The following is a 17,416-nucleotide window of genomic DNA, read 5'->3' on the forward strand; positions in this document are numbered from 1 at the left end:
TCGGGTCGGCGAAGTTGCCTGCGTGTTAACGAAATTGATGCGCTTTATTACGCTTCGGCCCCCGAATCCCGACCCTGCGGGATATCTCCGCCTCCGGCCGGCACGATCCGCCGTTCCTCCGCGAAGTGGCAGGCGGAAAGGTGCGCGGCGGGCCCCTGGTGCCCGCGCAGGACCTCCGGGACCGCCAGTTCCGGCACCTCCACCGCGCACCGCTCCCGCGCCTTCCAGCACCGCGTACGGAACCGGCAGCCGGACGGCGGGTTCGCCGGGGACGGCACATCGCCGGTCAGAATGATCCGGTCGCGGTGCTCGCGCGCCGTGGGGTCGGGCAGCGGCACGGCCGAGAGCAGCGCCTGGGTGTACGGATGCGTGGGGTGCTCGTAGATCTCCGCGTCCGAGCCGATCTCGGCCAGCCGCCCCAGATACATCACGCCGACCCGGTCGGAGATGTGCCGGACGATCGACAGATCGTGGGCGATGAAGACGTACGAGAGGCCGAACTCGTCCTGGAGCCGCTCCATCAGATTGATGACCTGCGCCTGGACGGAGACGTCGAGGGCCGACACCGGCTCGTCGGCGACGATGATCTCGGGCCGGAGCGCCAGCCCCCGGGCGATGCCGATGCGCTGGCGCTGGCCGCCGGAGAACTGGTGCGGATAGCGGTTGATGTACTCCGGGTTGAGACCCACGACATCCAGCAGTTCCTGGACCTTGCGCCGCCGGTCGCCCTTCGGCGCCACCTCCGGGTGGATCTCGTACGGCTCCCCGATGATGTCGCCGACGGTCATCCGGGGGTTGAGCGAGGTGTACGGGTCCTGGAACACCATCTGGATGTTGCGGCGCACCGCCTTCAGCGCGCGGCCCGACAGGCGGGTGATGTCCTCGCCCTTGTACCGGATCGCGCCGGACGTCGGCCGCTCCAGGTTCACCACCAGCTTCGCGACGGTCGACTTGCCGCAGCCCGACTCCCCCACGATGCCGAGGGTCTCGCCGGCGGCCAGCGCGAAGGAGACCCCGTCGACCGCCCGTACCGCCCCGATCTGCTTCCTGAACAGGATGCCGCGGGTCAGCGGGTAGTGCTTGACCAGGTCACGGACCTCCAGTAGGGGTTCAGCCATGGAGCGTCTCCTCCCAGAAGTAGCAGGCGCTCCGGCGCCCCTCGGCCGCCCCCGGCACGTCCCCCACCTCGAAGAGCGGCGGCACCTCCCGGCGGCACACGTCCTGGGCGGTCGGGCAGCGGGGGCTGAAGGCGCAGCCGGGCGGGACGCGCAGCAGATTCGGCGGCAGGCCCTTGATCGCGTAGAGCTCCCGGCCCTTCCGGTCAAGACGCGGGATCGACCGGAGCAGACCGCGGGTGTACGGGTGGGCGGGCGCCCGGTAGATCTCGTACACCGGCGCGGTCTCCACGATCCGGCCCGCGTACATCACGGCGATCCGGTCGGCGACATCGGCGACCACCCCGAGGTCGTGGGTGATCAGGATCAGCGCCATGTTCAGCTCGCGCCGCAGCTCGGCGAGGAGATCCATCACCTGGGCCTGGACGGTCACGTCGAGCGCGGTGGTCGGCTCGTCGGCGATGATCAGCGAGGGTTCCAGGGCGAGCGCCATCGCGATCATGATGCGCTGGCGCATCCCGCCGGAGAACTGGTGCGGATAGTCGTCGACCCGTTCCCCGGCCGCCGGGATCCTGACCCGCTCCATCAGCTCGACGGCCTTCGCCCGCGCCTGTCTGCGGGACATCCCCCGGTGCACGATGAACATCTCGCCGAGCTGGGCGCCCACGGTGAGCACCGGGTTGAGCGAGGACAGCGCGTCCTGGAAGATCATCGCCATCTCGGCGCCCCTGACCCTGCGCCGCTGCTCCTCCTTGAGCTTCAGCAGATCCCGCCCCCGGAACAGCACCTCACCGCCGGTGATCCGGCCGGGCGGCGTGTCGAGGATCCCCATGACCGCCTGCGCGGTGACGGACTTCCCGGAGCCCGATTCGCCCAGTACGGCCAGTGTCTCGCCGGCGTCGACGGAGTAGCTGACGCCGTCGACGGCCCTGGCGACCCCGTCCCGGGTGTGGAACTCCACCTGTAGATCGCGTACTTCGAGCAACATGGGCGGGCTCCTCAGCGCAGCTTGGGGTCGAGGGCGTCGCGTACCGCGTCGCCGAGCATGATGAACGCGAGCACGGTGATCGCCAGCGCTCCGGCCGGCCAGAGCAGCATGTGCGGGGAGTTGCGGATGTACGGCGAGGCGTCGGAGATGTCGATCCCCCAGGAGACGGTCGGCGGTTTGAGGCCCACGCCGAGGTACGAGAGGGTCGCCTCCAGCGCGATGAACGTTCCGAGCGCGATGGTCGCCACGACGATCACCGGCGCGACGGCGTTGGGCAGGATGTGGCGCAGCATCAGCCGGGGGCCGGACGCGCCGAGCGCCCGCGCCGCCTGGACGAAGTCGTTCTGTTTGACGGTGATGACGGAACCGCGCGCGATCCGCGAGATCTGCGGCCAGCCGAGCAGCACCATGAAGCCGATCACCGGCCAGACGGTGGAGCTGGTCACCACGGACAGCAGCACCAGACCGCCGAGGACCACCGGGATGCCGAAGAAGATATCGGTGACCCGGGAGAGGGCCGCGTCCCAGAATCCGCCGTGGAAGCCGGCCAGTCCGCCGAGGACCGAGCCGACGACGGCGACCCCGAGGCTGGCGAGGACGCCGACGACGACCGACGTCCTGGCGCCGTGGACGGTACGGGTGTAGACGTCGCAGCCCTGCCCGTTGAAGCCGAAGGGGTGGCCGGGCCGGGAGCCGTCCTGGGCCCTGGCGAGATCGCAGGAGAGCGGGTTGCCACTGGCGATCAGCGAGGGCCAGACGGAGATGAGGACCAGGAAGACGATGACGAGCCCCGAGAGGACGAAGACGGGGTTGCGGCGCAGATCGCGCCAGGCGTCGGACCAGAGGCTGCGCGGGCGCCCCGTGGACTCGCCGCCGGGTCGGGCATCGGGTCCGGTCCCGGGTCCGGCGCCGTGCCCGCCGTCGGGTCCGCCGTCGGGTCCGCCGTCCGGGCCTCCCCGCTGCCGCTCCAGGGTGCCGCCCTCGCTGGTGGCGAGGTCCATCGCACCGCCCGCCCCGGTCGCGGCGATGGCTCCGCCGTTGTCGTCGGGGCGTGGGGACTGCGGCTCAGGCATAGCGGATCCTCGGGTCGAGTACGGCGTAGAGGAGGTCGACCAGCAGATTCGCCACCAGGAAGACGATGACCAGCACGGTCACGAAGCCGACGACGGTCTGGGTGTTCTGGCGCAGGATGCCCTGGTACAGCTGGAATCCGACGCCATGGATATTGAAGATCCGCTCGGTGACGATCGCGCCGCCCATCAGGGCGCCGATGTCCGTACCGATGAACGTGACCACGGGGATCAGCGAGTTGCGCAGCAGATGCCGGGTGATCACCCGGTGTCGTGGCAGGCCCTTGGCGACGGCGGTACGGACATAGTCGGAGCGGGCGTTCTCGGCGATCGAGGTCCGGGTCAGCCGGGTGACGTAGGCCAGGGAGACGGACGCGAGCACCAGCCCCGGCAGGATCAGCTCGTCGAACGGGGCCGCCGGGGAGACCGACGGCCTGATGAGCCGCCAGTTCACGCCGAACACGAGCTGCGCCAGCAGACCGGTGACGAACGTCGGTACGGCGATGACCACCAGCGTCAGCAGCAGCACGGAGGTGTCGACGGGGCGGCCCCGGCGCAGCCCGGTGATCACGCCGAAGGCGATCCCGATGATGATCTCGAAGACGATGGCCACGATCGTGAGCCGGATGGTGACCGGGAAGGCCGAGGCCATCAGGTCGATGACCTTCTGGCCGTTGAAGGCGGTGCCGAAGTCGCCGGAGAAGACATGTCCCATATAGGTGAGGTACTGCTGCCACACCGGCTGGTCGAGGCCGAACTCCTGGCGCAGCCGGGCCTCGGTGGCCGGATCGCACTGCCGCTCGCCGCAGAGGCCCGCGACGGGATCGCCCATCACATTGACCATCAGGAAGATCAGCAGGGTGGCGCCGATGAAGACGGGGATCATCTGCAGCAGACGCCGGATCACATAACGTCCCATGGAGGGCTCCGGGGTTCGGGGGAGGGCGCGGGCGGGCCCCGGGCGTCAGCTGACCGTGATCTCGTCGTAGACCGGGACGCTGAAGGGGTTCAGTTCGACGTGGGAGACCCGGTCCGAGTAGCCGGCGCTGCCGTTCTGGTACCAGAGCGGGATGGCCGCCATCCGGTCCCGTACGACGCCTTCCGCCTGCTGGAACTTCCGGATCGCGGACGTCGTGTCCGCGTCGGCGTTGGCCTCGTCGACGAGCCGGTCGAACCGGGGGTCGCTCCACTTGCCGTCGTTGGACGAGGCGTTGGTGTAGTAGAGCGGCTGAAGGAAGTTCTGGATCAGCGGGTAGTCCATCTGCCAGCCCGCCCGGAACGGCCCCCTCAGCTTCCGCTGGCCGATCCGGTTGCGGAAGTCCGCGAAGGTGCCGACCGGGCTGCCGGCACACGCCTTGTCGTTGCCCAGCGCGTTGTTGATGCTGTTGCAGACCGCGTCGACCCACTCCTTGTGGGAGCCGGAGTCGGCGTTGTACGTGATGGTCAGCCGGCCGCGCGGGATGCCGCCGCCCCGCCGGATCAGCCGCTTCGCCGCGGCCGGGTCGTAGTCGCAGGCCCTGCCGCACAGCCCCGCCCGGTAGCCGCCGTCCGCGCCGAGGACCGGGGAGGTCCAGTCGGTCGCCGGGGTGCGGGTCCCGCGGAAGATCGTGTCGGTGATCTGCCTGCGGTTGATCGCCATGGAGAGCCCGGTGCGCACCTGGGCGGCCCCCGGGGTGTTCCACTCCTTGTCGTAGTACGGGAAGGCGAGGGTCTGGATGATGCCGGCCGGGCTGTTGATGTACCGCCCGTCGAGGTCGGACCGTACGTTCTTGAGCTGTGAGGCGGGGACGTCGTCGACCAGATCGAGGTTCCCCGCGACCAGATCGGTGTACGCGGTGTTGTTGTCCGTGTAGACCACGAGGTCCACGCCGCCGTTGCGCGGCTTGTCGGCGCCCCGGTACCCCTTCCAGGTGCGCAGGGACATCTGGGAGCCCTTGGTGTAGTTCCGCACCGTGTAGGGGCCGTTGCCGACGGGCCGGGCGAGCCAGGCGGCGTGGTGGTCGTAGAACGCCCTGGGCAGCGGCGCGAACGCCGGGTACCCCAGAGTGTCCGGCCAGGTGGAGAAGCGCTGCGACAGCCTGACCGTGAACGTCCTGGGGCCGGTGACCCGCAGCCCCGACAGGGTCCGGGCGGTGGGCTGCCCCTTGGCCGGGTGGACCGTGTCGTATCCGTCGATGTACTGGAAGAAGTAGGCGTTCTTCTGGTTGTTGTCGAGGTACGCGCCGTAGTTCCAGGCGTCCACGAACGACTTCGCGGTCACCTTCTCGCCGTCGCTGAAGGTCCAGCCGTCCTTGACGGTGACGGCGAAGTGCGTCGAGTCCGTCGTGTCGATCTTCTCGGCGAGGGCGTTCTCGGCCTTTCCGGTCTTCGGGTTGTAGCGCTTGAGCCCCCGGAAGATCATGTCGAGGACCTTGCCGCCCTGGACCTCGTTGGTGTTCGAGGGCTCCAGCGGATTCTGCGGATCACCCCAGGAGGAACGCACCACGCCGTCGGGACCGCCGATGACGTCGGCCGCCCCGCCGCAGCCGGACGCGGCGAGGACGACGGCCGCCGCGCAGGCGGCCCGTCCGGCGTGTACGGCTCCTCGCATGGATGCGCCTCCTCGGAGTATGTGGTCTCGCTCAGACCAAAGATCGGACCATCGGGGACGGTCCGCACACCCGGCCCACCCAGATGGGCGAAGGAGAACGGAAAAATCATCAGCATCGGTGAGGGGCAACGCCTCCCGGCCGCCACGGGCCGCCACCACGCGAAGCGGCGCCCGGAACCTTTCGGTTCCGGGCGCCGCTCGCTCGCTCGTACGCGTACGTTCCCGTACGGCTACGGGTCACGCCGCGTGGACGACGTCCCTCTCCTCCGCGAAGTGGCACGCCGACTCGTGGGCGGTGTGCCCGTCCGTGCCCTTGAAGCGCTCGGGAACGGCCAGCAGCGGGACCTCCGTGGCGCACTTGTCCTGCGCCTTCCAGCAGCGGGTCCGGAAGCGGCAGCCGGAGGGCGGGTTCGCCGGTGACGGGACGTCACCGGTGAGGATGATCCGGTCACGGCCCTCACGGGCGTCCGGGTCGGGCACCGGGACCGCCGACAGCAGCGCCTGGGTGTAGGGGTGCGTCGGGTGGTCGTAGATCTGGGTGTCCGTCCCGATCTCGGCCATCTTGCCGAGGTACATCACGCCGACCCGGTCGGAGATGTGCCGGACGATCGACAGGTCGTGCGCGATGAAGATGTAGGAGAGGTTGAACTCGTCCTGGAGCTTCTCCATCAGGTTGATGACCTGCGCCTGGACCGAGACGTCCAGGGCCGAGACCGGCTCGTCGCAGATGATGATCTCGGGGTTGAGCGCGAGACCGCGGGCGATGCCGATGCGCTGGCGCTGGCCGCCGGAGAACTGGTGCGGATAGCGGTTGATGTACTCCGGGTTGAGACCCACGACATCGAGCAGTTCCTGGACCTTGCGCCGCCGGTCGCCCTTCGGCGCCACCTCGGGGTGGATGTCGAAGGGCTCGCCGATGATGTCACCGACGGTCATCCGGGGGTTGAGCGAGGTGTACGGGTCCTGGAACACCATCTGGATGTTCCTGCGGACGGCCTTCAGCGCGCGCCCGGACAGCCTGGTGATGTCCTGGCCCTTGAAGAAGACCTCGCCGGCGGTCGCCTGCTCCAGCGTCATCAGCAGCTTGGCCACGGTGGACTTGCCGCAGCCGGACTCCCCGACGATGCCCAGCGTCTCGCCCTGGTAGAGGTCGAACGAGATACCGTCCACGGCCTTGACCGCGCCGACCTGCTTCTTGAACAGGATGCCCTGGGTCAGCGGGAAGTGCTTGACCAGGTTGCGCACCTGGAGGATCGGCTCGCCCCGCTGCGCCGGCGCCTCGATGGCGGCGACGGAGTCGTCGACCGTCACGGCGTCGGCCGTCTCGACCGTGGTGACGTTCGGGGTGGCGTCCATGGAGTCGTCACTCTTCTTCGGCTCAGCCATGGATCGTCTCCTTCCAGAAGTGGCACGCGCTGCCGCGGCCCGGCAGCGCCGCGCCGTCCCGCTCGGTGACGGAATGCAGCACCGGGACGTCCGTACGGCAGATGTCCTGCGCCGAGGGGCAGCGGGGGTTGAAGGCGCAACCGGACGGGATCCGCGTGAGGTTGGGCGGAAGTCCCTTGATCGCGTACAGCTCCTGGCCCTTCTGGTCCAGGCGCGGGATCGAGTCGAGCAGACCGCGGGTGTACGGGTGCGCGGGACGCTTGTACAGCTCGTGCACGGGGGCGGTCTCCACGATCCGGCCCGCGTACATGACCGCGATCTTGTCCGCGACGTCGGCGACGACGCCGAGGTCGTGGGTGATCAGGATCAGACCCATGTTGAACTCGCGCTGCAACTCCGCGAGCAGGTCCATGACCTGGGCCTGGACGGTCACGTCGAGCGCGGTGGTCGGCTCGTCCGCGATGATCAGGTCGGGTTCCAGGGCCAGCGCCATGGCGATCATGATGCGCTGGCGCATACCGCCGGAGAACTGGTGCGGGTAGTCGTCGACCCGGTCCTTGGCGGCGGGGATCCGTACGCGGTCCATCAGCTCGATGGCCTTGGCCTTGGCGTCCTTCTTGGACAGGCCCTGGTGGACGCGGAACATCTCGCCGAGCTGGTAGCCGACGGAGAGCACCGGGTTGAGCGAGGACAGCGCGTCCTGGAAGATCATCGCGATCTTCTGGCCGCGGATGAGCCGGCGCTCCTCGTTGCTCATCGTGAGCATGTCCCGGCCGCGGAAGAGGATCTCTCCCTGCGGAATGCGCCCTGGGGGCATGTCGAGGATGCCCATGATCGCCTGCGCGGTCACGGACTTGCCGGAACCGGACTCGCCCAGCACGGCGAGCGTCTCGCCCGCGCTGACGCTGTAGTTGACTCCGTTGACCGCTTTGGCCACACCGTCGCGGGTGTGGAACTCCACGTGCAGGTCACGGACTTCGAGGAGCGGTCCGCCGTCCTCCGGCGAGCCGTGCGGAGAAGGAACGTCCGCCGTCGTGTCGTCGATGATGGTCATGTACGCCTCCCTCAGCGCAGCTTGGGGTCGAGGGCGTTGCGTACCGCATCGCCGAGCATGATGAAGGCCAGAACAGTGATCGACACCATGACCGACGGGATGATCAGGACGTACGCGGCGTTGCGCAGCTGCTCCTGGCCCGAGGAGATGTCGACACCCCAGGAGACCGCCGGCTCGGCGAGACCGATGCCCAGGAACGACAGCGTGGCCTCGGCCGAGATGTAGCCGCCGAGCGCGATGGTCGCGACCACGATCACGGGGGCGATCGCGTTGGGCATGATGTGCCGGAGCAGGATGCGGCTGGTCGAGGCGCCGAGCGCCTTGGCCGCCATCACGTAGTCCGCCTGCTTGATGGTGAGGACCGAGCCGCGCGCGACACGGGCGATCTGTGTCCAGCCCAGGAAGGCCAGGGACAGGATCACGACCCAGATCGAACGCTCGGTGAAGGAGGTCAGCACCACCATCGCGCCGAGCATGAAGGGCACGGCGAAGAAGATGTCGGTGACCCGGGACAGGACCGAGTCGATCCAGCCGCCGAAGTAGCCGGCGAGCATGCCGACCAGGGTGCCGAGGATGGTGACGAGCGCGGTGACGACGACGGCGACGAGGATCGAGGCCCGAGCGCCGTAGACGACGCGGGCGTAGATCGACCGGCCCTGGATGTCGTACCCGAACCAGTCCTCGTCGAAGAAGTGGCCCCAATTGGGCTTCTGGAGATAGTGCTTGGCCAGATCCGCGTAGCGGGGATCCGCGCTGGTGAACAGCTGCGGGAAGGCCGCCATCGTCAGCAGGAACAGGATCAGGACGGCGGAGATGACGAACAGCGGGTTGCGCCGCAGGTCGTGCCAGGCGTCCGACCAGAGGCTGCGGGGCTTGCCCACCTTGCCGTCGGCCCGCGGGGCGACCGGAGCCTCGGCGGGCTGGTCCTTGACGGTGTCCTTGAGTGCCTCAGGCATAACGGATCCTCGGGTCCAGGACCGCGTAGAGCAGGTCGACGAGCAGGCTGGCGACGAGATAGACGACGACGATCAGGGTCACGATTCCCACGACCGTGGCGCCCTCGCGGTGCCTGAGCGCGTCGAAGATGTTGTAGCCGACACCCTTGACGTTGAAGATGCCTTCCGTGACGACCGCGCCGCCCAGCAGGGCGCCGAGGTCGGTACCGAGGAAGGTCACCACCGGAATCATGGAGTTGCGCATCAGGTGTACGCCGATGATGCGGCGGCGCGGCAGCCCCTTGGCCACGGCGGTGCGCATGTAGTCGGAGCGCAGGTTCTCCGCGATGGAGGTACGCGTCAGACGTGCCACATAGGCGAGTGAGAGAGAGCCGAGTACGACCGCTGGTAGGAACAGCTCGTTCCAGTTCGCTTCCGCGCTCACGTTCGGGTCCACCCAGCCGAGCTGGAAGGCGAAGAAGTACTGGCCGAGGAAGCCGAGGACGAACGAGGGAACGGAGATCAGCAGAAGCGTGAGGATCAGCAGGCCGCGGTCGCGCAGCGTGTCGGCCTTGAGTCCGGCGAAGACGCCGATGGTGATGCCGACCAGCGCGGTGAAGGTGAAGGCGAACAGGGTCAGCCGGACCGTGATCGGGAATGCCTCCGAGATGATGTCGGCGACAGGTCTTCCGCTGGCGATCTGTGTGCCGAAGTCGCCCTGGAACAGGCCGACCAGATAGTTCCAGTACTGGTGCCAGAGCGGAAGATCGAGACCGAGGTCTCTCTTCATCGCCGCGATCTGCGCCGGGTCGACCGTCTGCTCTCCGGCGAGCGCGCGCACGGGGTCGCCGGGCAGGGCGTACATCATGGAGAAGACCAGCAAGGTTGACCCGATGAAGACCGGGATCATCTGGAGCAGTCGCCGCGCGACATATCGCCCCATGTTTGCCTCCGAATGGATAACTGCAGCCCTGGGGGCCGCTCCCGTTGCGATGGGAGCGGCCCCGGGGGCCTACCGCCGTTTCGTCGACGGCTGATGGCCGAGTGGGGGGATGACCCTCGGGCTGGTTACTTGACGACCGTGACGTCGGTGATGTTGTAGTCACCGTGGAAGTCGACGGTCACGTTGTCCACAGCCTTGGAGTAGCCGCCGTTGGTCTTGTACTCCCACAGCGGGATCGCCGGCATCTTGTCGACGAGGAGCCTCTCCGCGTCCTGGTAAGCCTTGATCGACTCCTCCAGGGACTTGGCGTTGTCGCCCTTCTTGAAGGCCGCGTCGACCTCCTTGTCGGAGAACCGGCCGTTGTTGGCCTCGGCGGTGGTGCCGTACAGCTCCCGCATGAAGTTGACGTTCAGCGGGTAGTCGGCGACCCAGCCACCGCGGTACATCCCCTTGACCTGGTCGTTGTCGCGGGCCTCCAGGTCGGTCTGGAAGTCCGGCTTGGCGTCCGGGACACAGTCCACACCGGTGGCGTTGCGGATCGACTCGCAGACCGCGGTCACCCACTCCTTGTGGCCGCCGTCCGCGTTGTACTGGATCGAGATCTTGTTGCCGGGGACGCCGCCGCCCTCGGTGACAAGCTGCTTCGCCTTCGCCGCGTTGAACGTGAAGACATCGGTGTCCAGGGTCTGGTTGCCCTCGACGCCCGGCGGGGTGAAGCTGGTGGCGGGCTTGCGGGTGCCGTTCAGGACGGTCTTGGTGATCGTGTCGCGGTCGATCGCCATCGAGAGGCCCTGGAGGACCTTCGGGTTGATGTCCTTGAACGTCTTCGAGTAGAACGCCGGCACGATGCTCTGGACAGCCGCGTACGGCTGGTCGATCGCGCGGTCGCCGAGGTCCTGCTTGTACTTCGGCAGGTCCTTCGGGCCGACCTGGCGGATCATGTCCAGGTTGCCGGAGAGGAGGTCCTGGTACGCGGCCTCGACGGTCGCGTAGTTCTTGAAGAGGACACCCTTGTTCTTGGCCTTGTTCGGGCCCTGGTAGTCAGGGTTGGCCTTGACCTGGATGAGCTTCTTGTGGTCCCACTTCTCGAAGATGTAGGGACCGTTGCCGACCGGCTTCTGGCCGAACGCCTTGGTGTCCTTGTAGAAGACCTCGGGCAGCGGCGCGAAGGTCGCGTAGCCGAGCTTGTACTCGTAGTACGGCACCGGCGCGGAGAGGCCGATGGTGAAGGTGGTGTCGTCGACGACCTTCAGACCCGACATGGCGTCGGCCTTCGGGTCACCCTTCTCCGGGTGGACGTCGGCGTAGCCGGCGATGTCCTCGAACCAGAAGGCGTTCTGCTGGTTGTTCTTGATGTTGGCGTACCAGTTCCACGCCTTGACGTAGGACTCGGCCGTGACGGGGGTGCCGTCGTGGAACTTCCAGCCCGGCTTGAGCTTGACGGTCCAGGTCTTGTTGTCGGTCGATGTCACCGACTCGGCGTTCGTGTAAACGATCTTGCCCTGCGCGTCGAAGTCCAGCAGCTGGGTGAAGAGCGACTGGATCACGTAGCTGCCGAGCGACTCGTTCGTGTCGGCCGGGATCAGCGGCTTCTGCGGCTCACCGACATCGATGGAGACATAGCCCGCGGGCTTCCCCTTCTCCTTCGACGCCGAATCACTGCTGTCGTCTCCGCCGCCACAGGCCGTCGCCGACAGGGCCACGACTATCGCGCCGACTACCCACTTGGCGCTCTTGGCACCACGCATGGGTTCCTCCTCATGAGTCCACTAGTCACAAACGAGAAGGGCATTATCTACGCGCGCTGACACCCCTGACAGCGGGCTCCTCAAATGCCCTGAGTGTGCTCGTGAGTCGGCGCCCCCCATGGCGCATGACCCATTGACCCGAGCTCAATGGAAGCAACTATTAAGTACGGCAGACCTGTAAACCACACTTAAAGGGTCTCGTTTTGACAACATCGAAGCGCCCTGCACGCCCGAAATCCGGACAAAATTAGCGCAGACAGACACACGCGAAACGGACTGTTAACACATGTTCCGGAGAGCGATGTCCGATATCCGGACAGATCGCCGGGGAAAGCGGTTGACGAACGTCGGCCCGGTCACCGCGCGTCCGCGGTGACCGGGCCGTCCGTCGTACCGTCCGGGCTCAGGCGCTGTACGCCGCGAGCCCGGTCGTGTCAGCTGTGCTTGGCGCGCGAGGCGGTACGGCCGCGCTGCTTCTGGTCCAGGACGACCTTGCGGATCCGGACCGTCTCCGGCGTGACCTCGATGCACTCGTCGTCGCGGCAGAACTCCAGGGACTGCTCCAGCGAGAGCTTCCGCGCCGGCACCACGTTCTCCGTGGTGTCCGCGGAGGCGGCCCGCATGTTGGTGAGCTTCTTCTCCTTGGTGATGTTCACGTCCATGTCGTCGGCGCGCGAGTTCTCGCCGATGATCATGCCCTCGTAGACCTCGGTGCCGGCCTCGGTGAAGATGACCCCGCGCTCCTGGAGGTTGACCATCGCGAACGGGGTCACCGAACCCGCGCGGTCCGCCACCAGCGAGCCGTTGTGACGGGTGCGCAGCTCGCCGAACCACGGCTCGTGGCCCTCGAAGATGGAGTGGGCGATGCCCGTACCGCGCGTCTGGGTCAGGAACTCCGTACGGAAGCCGATGAGACCGCGTGACGGAACGATCCACTCCATGCGGATCCAGCCCGACCCGTGGTTGGTCATCGTCTCCATACGGCCCTTGCGGGTCGCCATCAGCTGGGTGATCGGGCCGAGGTGCTCCTCGGGGGAGTCGATCGTCATGCGCTCGATCGGCTCGTACGTCTTGCCGTCGACCTGCTTCGTGACCACCTCGGGCTTGCCGACGGTCAGCTCGAAGCCCTCCCGGCGCATGGTCTCGACGAGGATGGCCAGCGCCAGCTCGCCGCGGCCCTGCACCTCCCAGGCGTCGGGGCGCTCGGTGTCCAGGACGCGCAGCGAGACGTTACCGATCAGCTCGCGGTCGAGACGGTCCTTGACCTGGCGGGCGGTGACCTTGTGGCCCTTGCCGCCCTTGCCGACCAGCGGCGAGGTGTTGGCGCCGATGGTCATCGAGATCGCGGGCTCGTCGACCGTGATCAGCGGCAGCGCGATCGGGTTCTCCGGGTCGGCCAGGGTCTCGCCGATCATGATGTCCGGGATACCGGCGATGGCGCAGATGTCGCCGGGGCCGGCCTTCTCGGCCGGCTTGCGGGTGAGCGCCTCGGTCATCAGCAGCTCGGTGATGCGGACGTTGGACATCGTGCCGTCACGCTTGATCCAGGTGACGGTCTGGCCCTTCTTCAGCTCGCCCTGCTCGACGCGGCACAGCGCGATACGGCCGAGGAAGTTGTCGGCGTCCAGGTTGGTGACATGGGCCTGGAGCGGAGCGGCCTCGTCGAACTCGGGCGCCGGGACATGCGCCAGGATCGTGTGGAAGAACGGCTCCAGGCTGTCGCTGTCGGCCGGGACCGTACCGTCCTCGGGCTTGGTCAGCGAGGCGACGCCGTCCCGCGCGCACGCGTAGACGATCGGGAACTCGATCTGCTCCTCGGTCGCGTCCAGGTCCAGGAAGAGGTCGTACGTCTCGTCGACGACCTCGGCGATCCGGGAGTCGGGGCGGTCCGTCTTGTTGATACAGAGGATGACCGGCATCTTCGCCTGGAGCGCCTTGCGGAGCACGAAGCGGGTCTGCGGAAGCGGGCCCTCCGACGCGTCGACGAGGAGCACGACGGCGTCGACCATCGACAGACCGCGCTCGACCTCGCCGCCGAAGTCGGCGTGGCCGGGGGTGTCGATGATGTTGATCGTGATGGGGTCGCCACCCGTCTTCGGGTGGTACTTCACGGCCGTGTTCTTGGCCAGGATCGTGATGCCCTTCTCACGCTCCAGGTCGTTCGAGTCCATCATCCGGTCGTCGAGTTGCTCGGCGGCGTGCGCGGCGAAGGCGCCGGCCTGCTTCAGCATGGCGTCGACCAGAGTGGTCTTGCCATGGTCGACGTGGGCGACGATGGCGACGTTACGGATGTCGTGGCGCGTGGGCATGCTGGCTGGCGCTTCTCTCGATCGTGGGATGCGGCGTTGTTTCCTCGTACGCCCGCCGGGCGGACACGCCACGGCTCGTCCCATGGTACGGGGCCGGGGCGTCGGGGGCTTCCCAGCCCGATTGGAGAGGCCGAAATCACGGAGTGCGGGGCCGCGGGGTGGCGAGGGGGACCGCGCGGGAGGCTGCGCCGGGGACGCGCGGGAGGGGTGGAGCTGCCCGGGTCGGGGACAGGAACGAGCTTGCCCGCCGGGGAGGCCGGCGGGCAAGCCAATTGATGGGGTTCTGAGCTTCCGAAAACGCCCTGACCTGCGCTTTCGGAAACCAGTCCGTTTTTTCTTCTCGCGATCTTCGCCGAACGTACGCTTCCGCCGCCGGTTCCGTCGCCGATTCTTCGCTACTTCTTCTTCTTGGAGTCCGGGCCCGCGGCCCCGCCCTCCCTGAACCCGATGTCCTGGTAGCGAGGGGTCTGGAAGCCGAAGGCGCCCGCGTTCACCACCGTCGGCTTCACCGCGACCAGCTGCGGACGCTGGTAGAGGGGGATGGACCCGGCCGCGGCCCAGATACGGGCATCGGCCTGCCGGACCAGATCGCGGGACTTCTTCTCGTTCAGCTCGGCGGCGGCGCTGGCGAAGAGCTGGTCGATGTGGTCCGTACCGACGCGGGTGTAGTTCTGCTCCACCAGCAGCGAACCGTCGCTGGCGGGCACGGGCTTCGCGTAGATCGGCCGTCCGTCGGTCGCCGGGAAGGCGCTGGCCGGCCAGGAGTAGAGGGCCAGGTCGTAGTGGCCGGAGGCGATGTGGTCCTTGAAGTACTCGTCGTCCGAGACCTTGGTGATCTCCGTACCGACACCGATGCGGTCGAGCATCCGCGAGATCCGCTCCCCGACGGCGCGCAGCGACTCCGCGCCCTCGCCCTTGGGCAGGACGAAGCGGAGGCTGAGCGGCTTCCCGTCCTTGCCGAGCGGGCCGCTGGGCAGGGTCGCGGCGGAGGCGGAGGGCGACGTGGAGGAAGAGGGAGCGGCCGTGCCGCGCGGGGCGTAGGCGCCCGCCACACCGCCCGGCTTCTTGTCGGCGTCGTCCACGGCGGCGGCCTGCCGGAGCAGCGCGTCCTCCTGGAGGCGGGCGAGGGAGGCGGGAGAGAGGACATGCGCGGACTGGGGGCGGGGGGCCGTCCTGCCCGGCTTGTTGTCGTCACCGACGATGTACAGGCCCTCGTCCGAGGGGACGTCGCCGCCCGCGTCCGTGTCGTCGGCCTTCTTCTTCGCCGCGGCCGCGTCCTTGTCGTCGTCCTTGTCGCCCTTGTCGCCCTTCTTCTTCTCCTCGGCCGCGACCTTCTCCTCGTACTTCCGCTTCTGCTCCTCGGCCTTCTTCTTCTCGGCCTCTTCCGTCTTCGCGTCGGGGCGCTTCGCCTGGGCCGCGGCCTCCGCTTCCTCCTCGCTCAGCTCCTCGTCGCCGTCCTCGCCCTCCTCACCCTCCGGGCGCTTCTTCTGGGCCTTGCTGCCCGCCTTGGCGGTCACCTTCTTCTTGGCCCCGTCCGGCGTCCAGCCCGCGTCGGCCAGCAGCGCCTGCGCCTCAAGCGTGTCCTGCTTGCCGAGCGCCTCGCTGCTGTCCGCGTACGCCTTCTGTCCCATCAGCGCCAGATGACTGCCGGGCGGCTTCGCCTGTAGTCCGAGCGGCTGGAGCACCGTGTCGGCCAGTTCCTGACGGTTGATCGCGCGGGCCACCGCCCGCCGTACCCGCTCATCGGCGAGCGGGCCGGACTCGCCGTTCAGCGCGAGCTGCGTGAACGCGGGCTCCAGCGACCTGCGGATCTCGTAGCCGCGCAGGCCCTTCTGCTCGCGCGCGTACCGCGCGATGGACTCGGCGGTGCGCTTGCGCGCCTCCGCCGCCTCCTCGGCCTTCTCCTCGTCGGAGCCGTTGGCCAGCGCCCAGGACCGGAGCGCGGAGCCCGGGGTGATCGCGGCGCCAGGACCGTGGGTGAGCGCCTGCCCGCCACCGGAATCGGCGCGCTTCTCGGTGCCCTTGTCCGCTTCCTTCTCGGCTTCCCTCTCCGCTTCCCTCTCGGCGTCCTTCTCCGCCAGGGCCATGCGCTTGACCACGGTGGTGTCGATCTCGACGATGTCGACCTTGCGGGCCGCGAGCGCCCCCGCGCTCTCCTTCCTGGGGACCGTGCGCATGATCAGCTGGTCGAGCTTGGCGGGCTCTCCCCACCAGTGGGGGTTGCGCGCGAGCGTGGTCTCCTTGGCCTTTCCGTCCACCTTCTTGACGGTGAAGGGTCCCGCCGTCACCTTCAGGTTCTTCCTGGCGCCGTCGTTGAACGCGTTGGGCGTCCCCGTCACGTCCTTGGGGTAGAGCGGGCTGAACAGCGACTCCCAGTCGGCGTACGGCTTGTTGAAGGTGACTCTGACCTCGAGGTTGTTGGCACCGCGCTCGATCTTCTCGATCCGCTCGTACCCGGCGTTGCGTGCCGTCCAGTACGCGGAGTCCTTGCCGCGCAGCGCACGCCACTGCGCCACGAAGTCCGGTGCCCCGATCTCCCGGCCGTTGCTCCACACCGCCTGCTGGTTGAGCTTGTAGAGCACGACCTGCTTGGGCTCGCGCTCGACGATCTTGGCGGACTCCAGATAGTCGGGGTTCCGCTGGGGCCGGCCACTCTTGTCGAGCGTGAAGAGGGCCGGCAGTACGGCCCCGGCGATCCGGCTCGTGGCCGCGTCCGCGTCGGCCTGGTAGGCGTTCAGTGTCGCGGGCATGGTGTCGACCGCCCAGCGCATGGTGCCGCCCTGGGCGACGCCTTCACGTTTTACGGCCGAGATGTCCGGGGCGGCGGCGGCCGAGGGCTCGCTTCCGTCCTCCTCCGAGGTGCACGCGGACAGGGCCCCCAGGGCCAGCACACCGGTGGTGAGAAGCGCGACGGAGCGGAGCGTTCGGGAGCGGAGCGTTCGGGAGCATGTCCTCCCGCGTGGGGCGCCGACGTGGGACATGGCTTGTACCTCTTCGTCCTGTTTGTGGAATTTAGAGATGATCACACCTATTTGCCCACTCACTGAAGGGGACCGCGAGTCAGCGGCGGCGCAGACACGGCGTGACGTGCGATCAAACCCACCCGAGCGGCCCAATGCGCCCGGTCACGACGCTTGGCTCAAACCGCTCCAGGGACGGGCCCCCTCGCCGGAAAACACGTGACCTACGGCTTCACAACTGGGATGTGACGCGGAACACTCTCAGGCGCACACAGAGAGCGAGAGAACCGAGAGAGCCGAGAGAGAGCCGTCTGAGGG

Annotated in this window: 12 protein-coding genes; all 12 read right to left on the bottom strand. The window is 68.0% G+C overall.

The genetic code is table 11. The features are described from left to right. Positions 1–47 precede the first annotated feature (47 nt). Complete coding sequence (locus ACIOGX_RS23800) at positions 48–1,118, bottom strand: ABC transporter ATP-binding protein (RefSeq protein WP_401760849.1); 1,071 nt, start codon at positions 1,116–1,118, stop codon at positions 48–50. After that, the gene (locus tag ACIOGX_RS23805) at positions 1,111–2,103 is read right to left on the bottom strand and encodes an ABC transporter ATP-binding protein (RefSeq protein ID WP_401915990.1); all 993 of its coding nucleotides are present in this window, start codon (positions 2,101–2,103) and stop codon (positions 1,111–1,113) included. Before ACIOGX_RS23805 ends, ACIOGX_RS23800 begins: the two co-directional genes overlap by 8 nt. 11 nt (positions 2,104–2,114) lie before the next feature. Beyond that, a complete protein-coding gene (locus ACIOGX_RS23810; protein WP_401915993.1) occupies positions 2,115–3,176 on the bottom strand; it encodes an ABC transporter permease in 1,062 nt (353 codons plus the stop codon). Further along, positions 3,169–4,092 carry an ABC transporter permease gene (locus tag ACIOGX_RS23815; protein ID WP_356514620.1) on the bottom strand — a complete coding sequence of 308 codons (924 nt, stop codon included), beginning with the start codon at positions 4,090–4,092 and terminating at the stop codon, positions 3,169–3,171. Before ACIOGX_RS23815 ends, ACIOGX_RS23810 begins: the two co-directional genes overlap by 8 nt. A gap of 45 nt (positions 4,093–4,137) precedes the next feature. After that, positions 4,138–5,763 (bottom strand): ABC transporter substrate-binding protein, encoded by a 1,626-nt coding sequence (locus ACIOGX_RS23820; protein WP_401915996.1) that lies wholly within the window; start codon positions 5,761–5,763, stop codon positions 4,138–4,140. A gap of 237 nt (positions 5,764–6,000) precedes the next feature. Then, positions 6,001–7,149, bottom strand: coding sequence for a dipeptide ABC transporter ATP-binding protein (locus tag ACIOGX_RS23825; protein ID WP_356514616.1), 1,149 nt, complete (start codon positions 7,147–7,149; stop codon positions 6,001–6,003). Then, on the bottom strand, positions 7,142–8,203 hold the full coding sequence (locus ACIOGX_RS23830; RefSeq protein ID WP_129770513.1) for an ABC transporter ATP-binding protein: 1,062 nt from the start codon (positions 8,201–8,203) through the stop codon (positions 7,142–7,144). The genes ACIOGX_RS23825 and ACIOGX_RS23830 overlap by 8 nt, the downstream gene beginning before the upstream one ends. Positions 8,204–8,214: 11 nt before the next feature. Next, a complete protein-coding gene (locus ACIOGX_RS23835; protein ID WP_401916000.1) occupies positions 8,215–9,159 on the bottom strand; it encodes an ABC transporter permease in 945 nt (314 codons plus the stop codon). Further along, positions 9,152–10,081 carry an ABC transporter permease gene (locus ACIOGX_RS23840; RefSeq protein WP_129770515.1) on the bottom strand — a complete coding sequence of 310 codons (930 nt, stop codon included), beginning with the start codon at positions 10,079–10,081 and terminating at the stop codon, positions 9,152–9,154. Before ACIOGX_RS23840 ends, ACIOGX_RS23835 begins: the two co-directional genes overlap by 8 nt. Before the next feature lie 125 nt (positions 10,082–10,206). Continuing rightward, positions 10,207–11,829, bottom strand: coding sequence for an ABC transporter substrate-binding protein (locus tag ACIOGX_RS23845; RefSeq protein ID WP_401916003.1), 1,623 nt, complete (start codon positions 11,827–11,829; stop codon positions 10,207–10,209). A 434-nt stretch (positions 11,830–12,263) separates the two neighbouring features. After that, positions 12,264–14,138, bottom strand: a complete 1,875-nt coding sequence (typA, locus tag ACIOGX_RS23850) for a translational GTPase TypA (RefSeq protein ID WP_356514611.1) — start codon at positions 14,136–14,138, stop codon at positions 12,264–12,266. Between the two features lie 395 nt (positions 14,139–14,533). Further along, positions 14,534–17,119: an ABC transporter family substrate-binding protein gene (locus tag ACIOGX_RS23855; protein WP_401916006.1), complete on the bottom strand. Its 2,586-nt coding sequence runs from the start codon at positions 17,117–17,119 to the stop codon at positions 14,534–14,536. Between the last annotated feature and the right edge of the window lie 297 nt (positions 17,120–17,416).

The sequence above is a fragment of the Streptomyces sp. NPDC088147 genome, assembly GCF_044741565.1.
GTDB lineage: Bacteria > Actinomycetota > Actinomycetes > Streptomycetales > Streptomycetaceae > Streptomyces.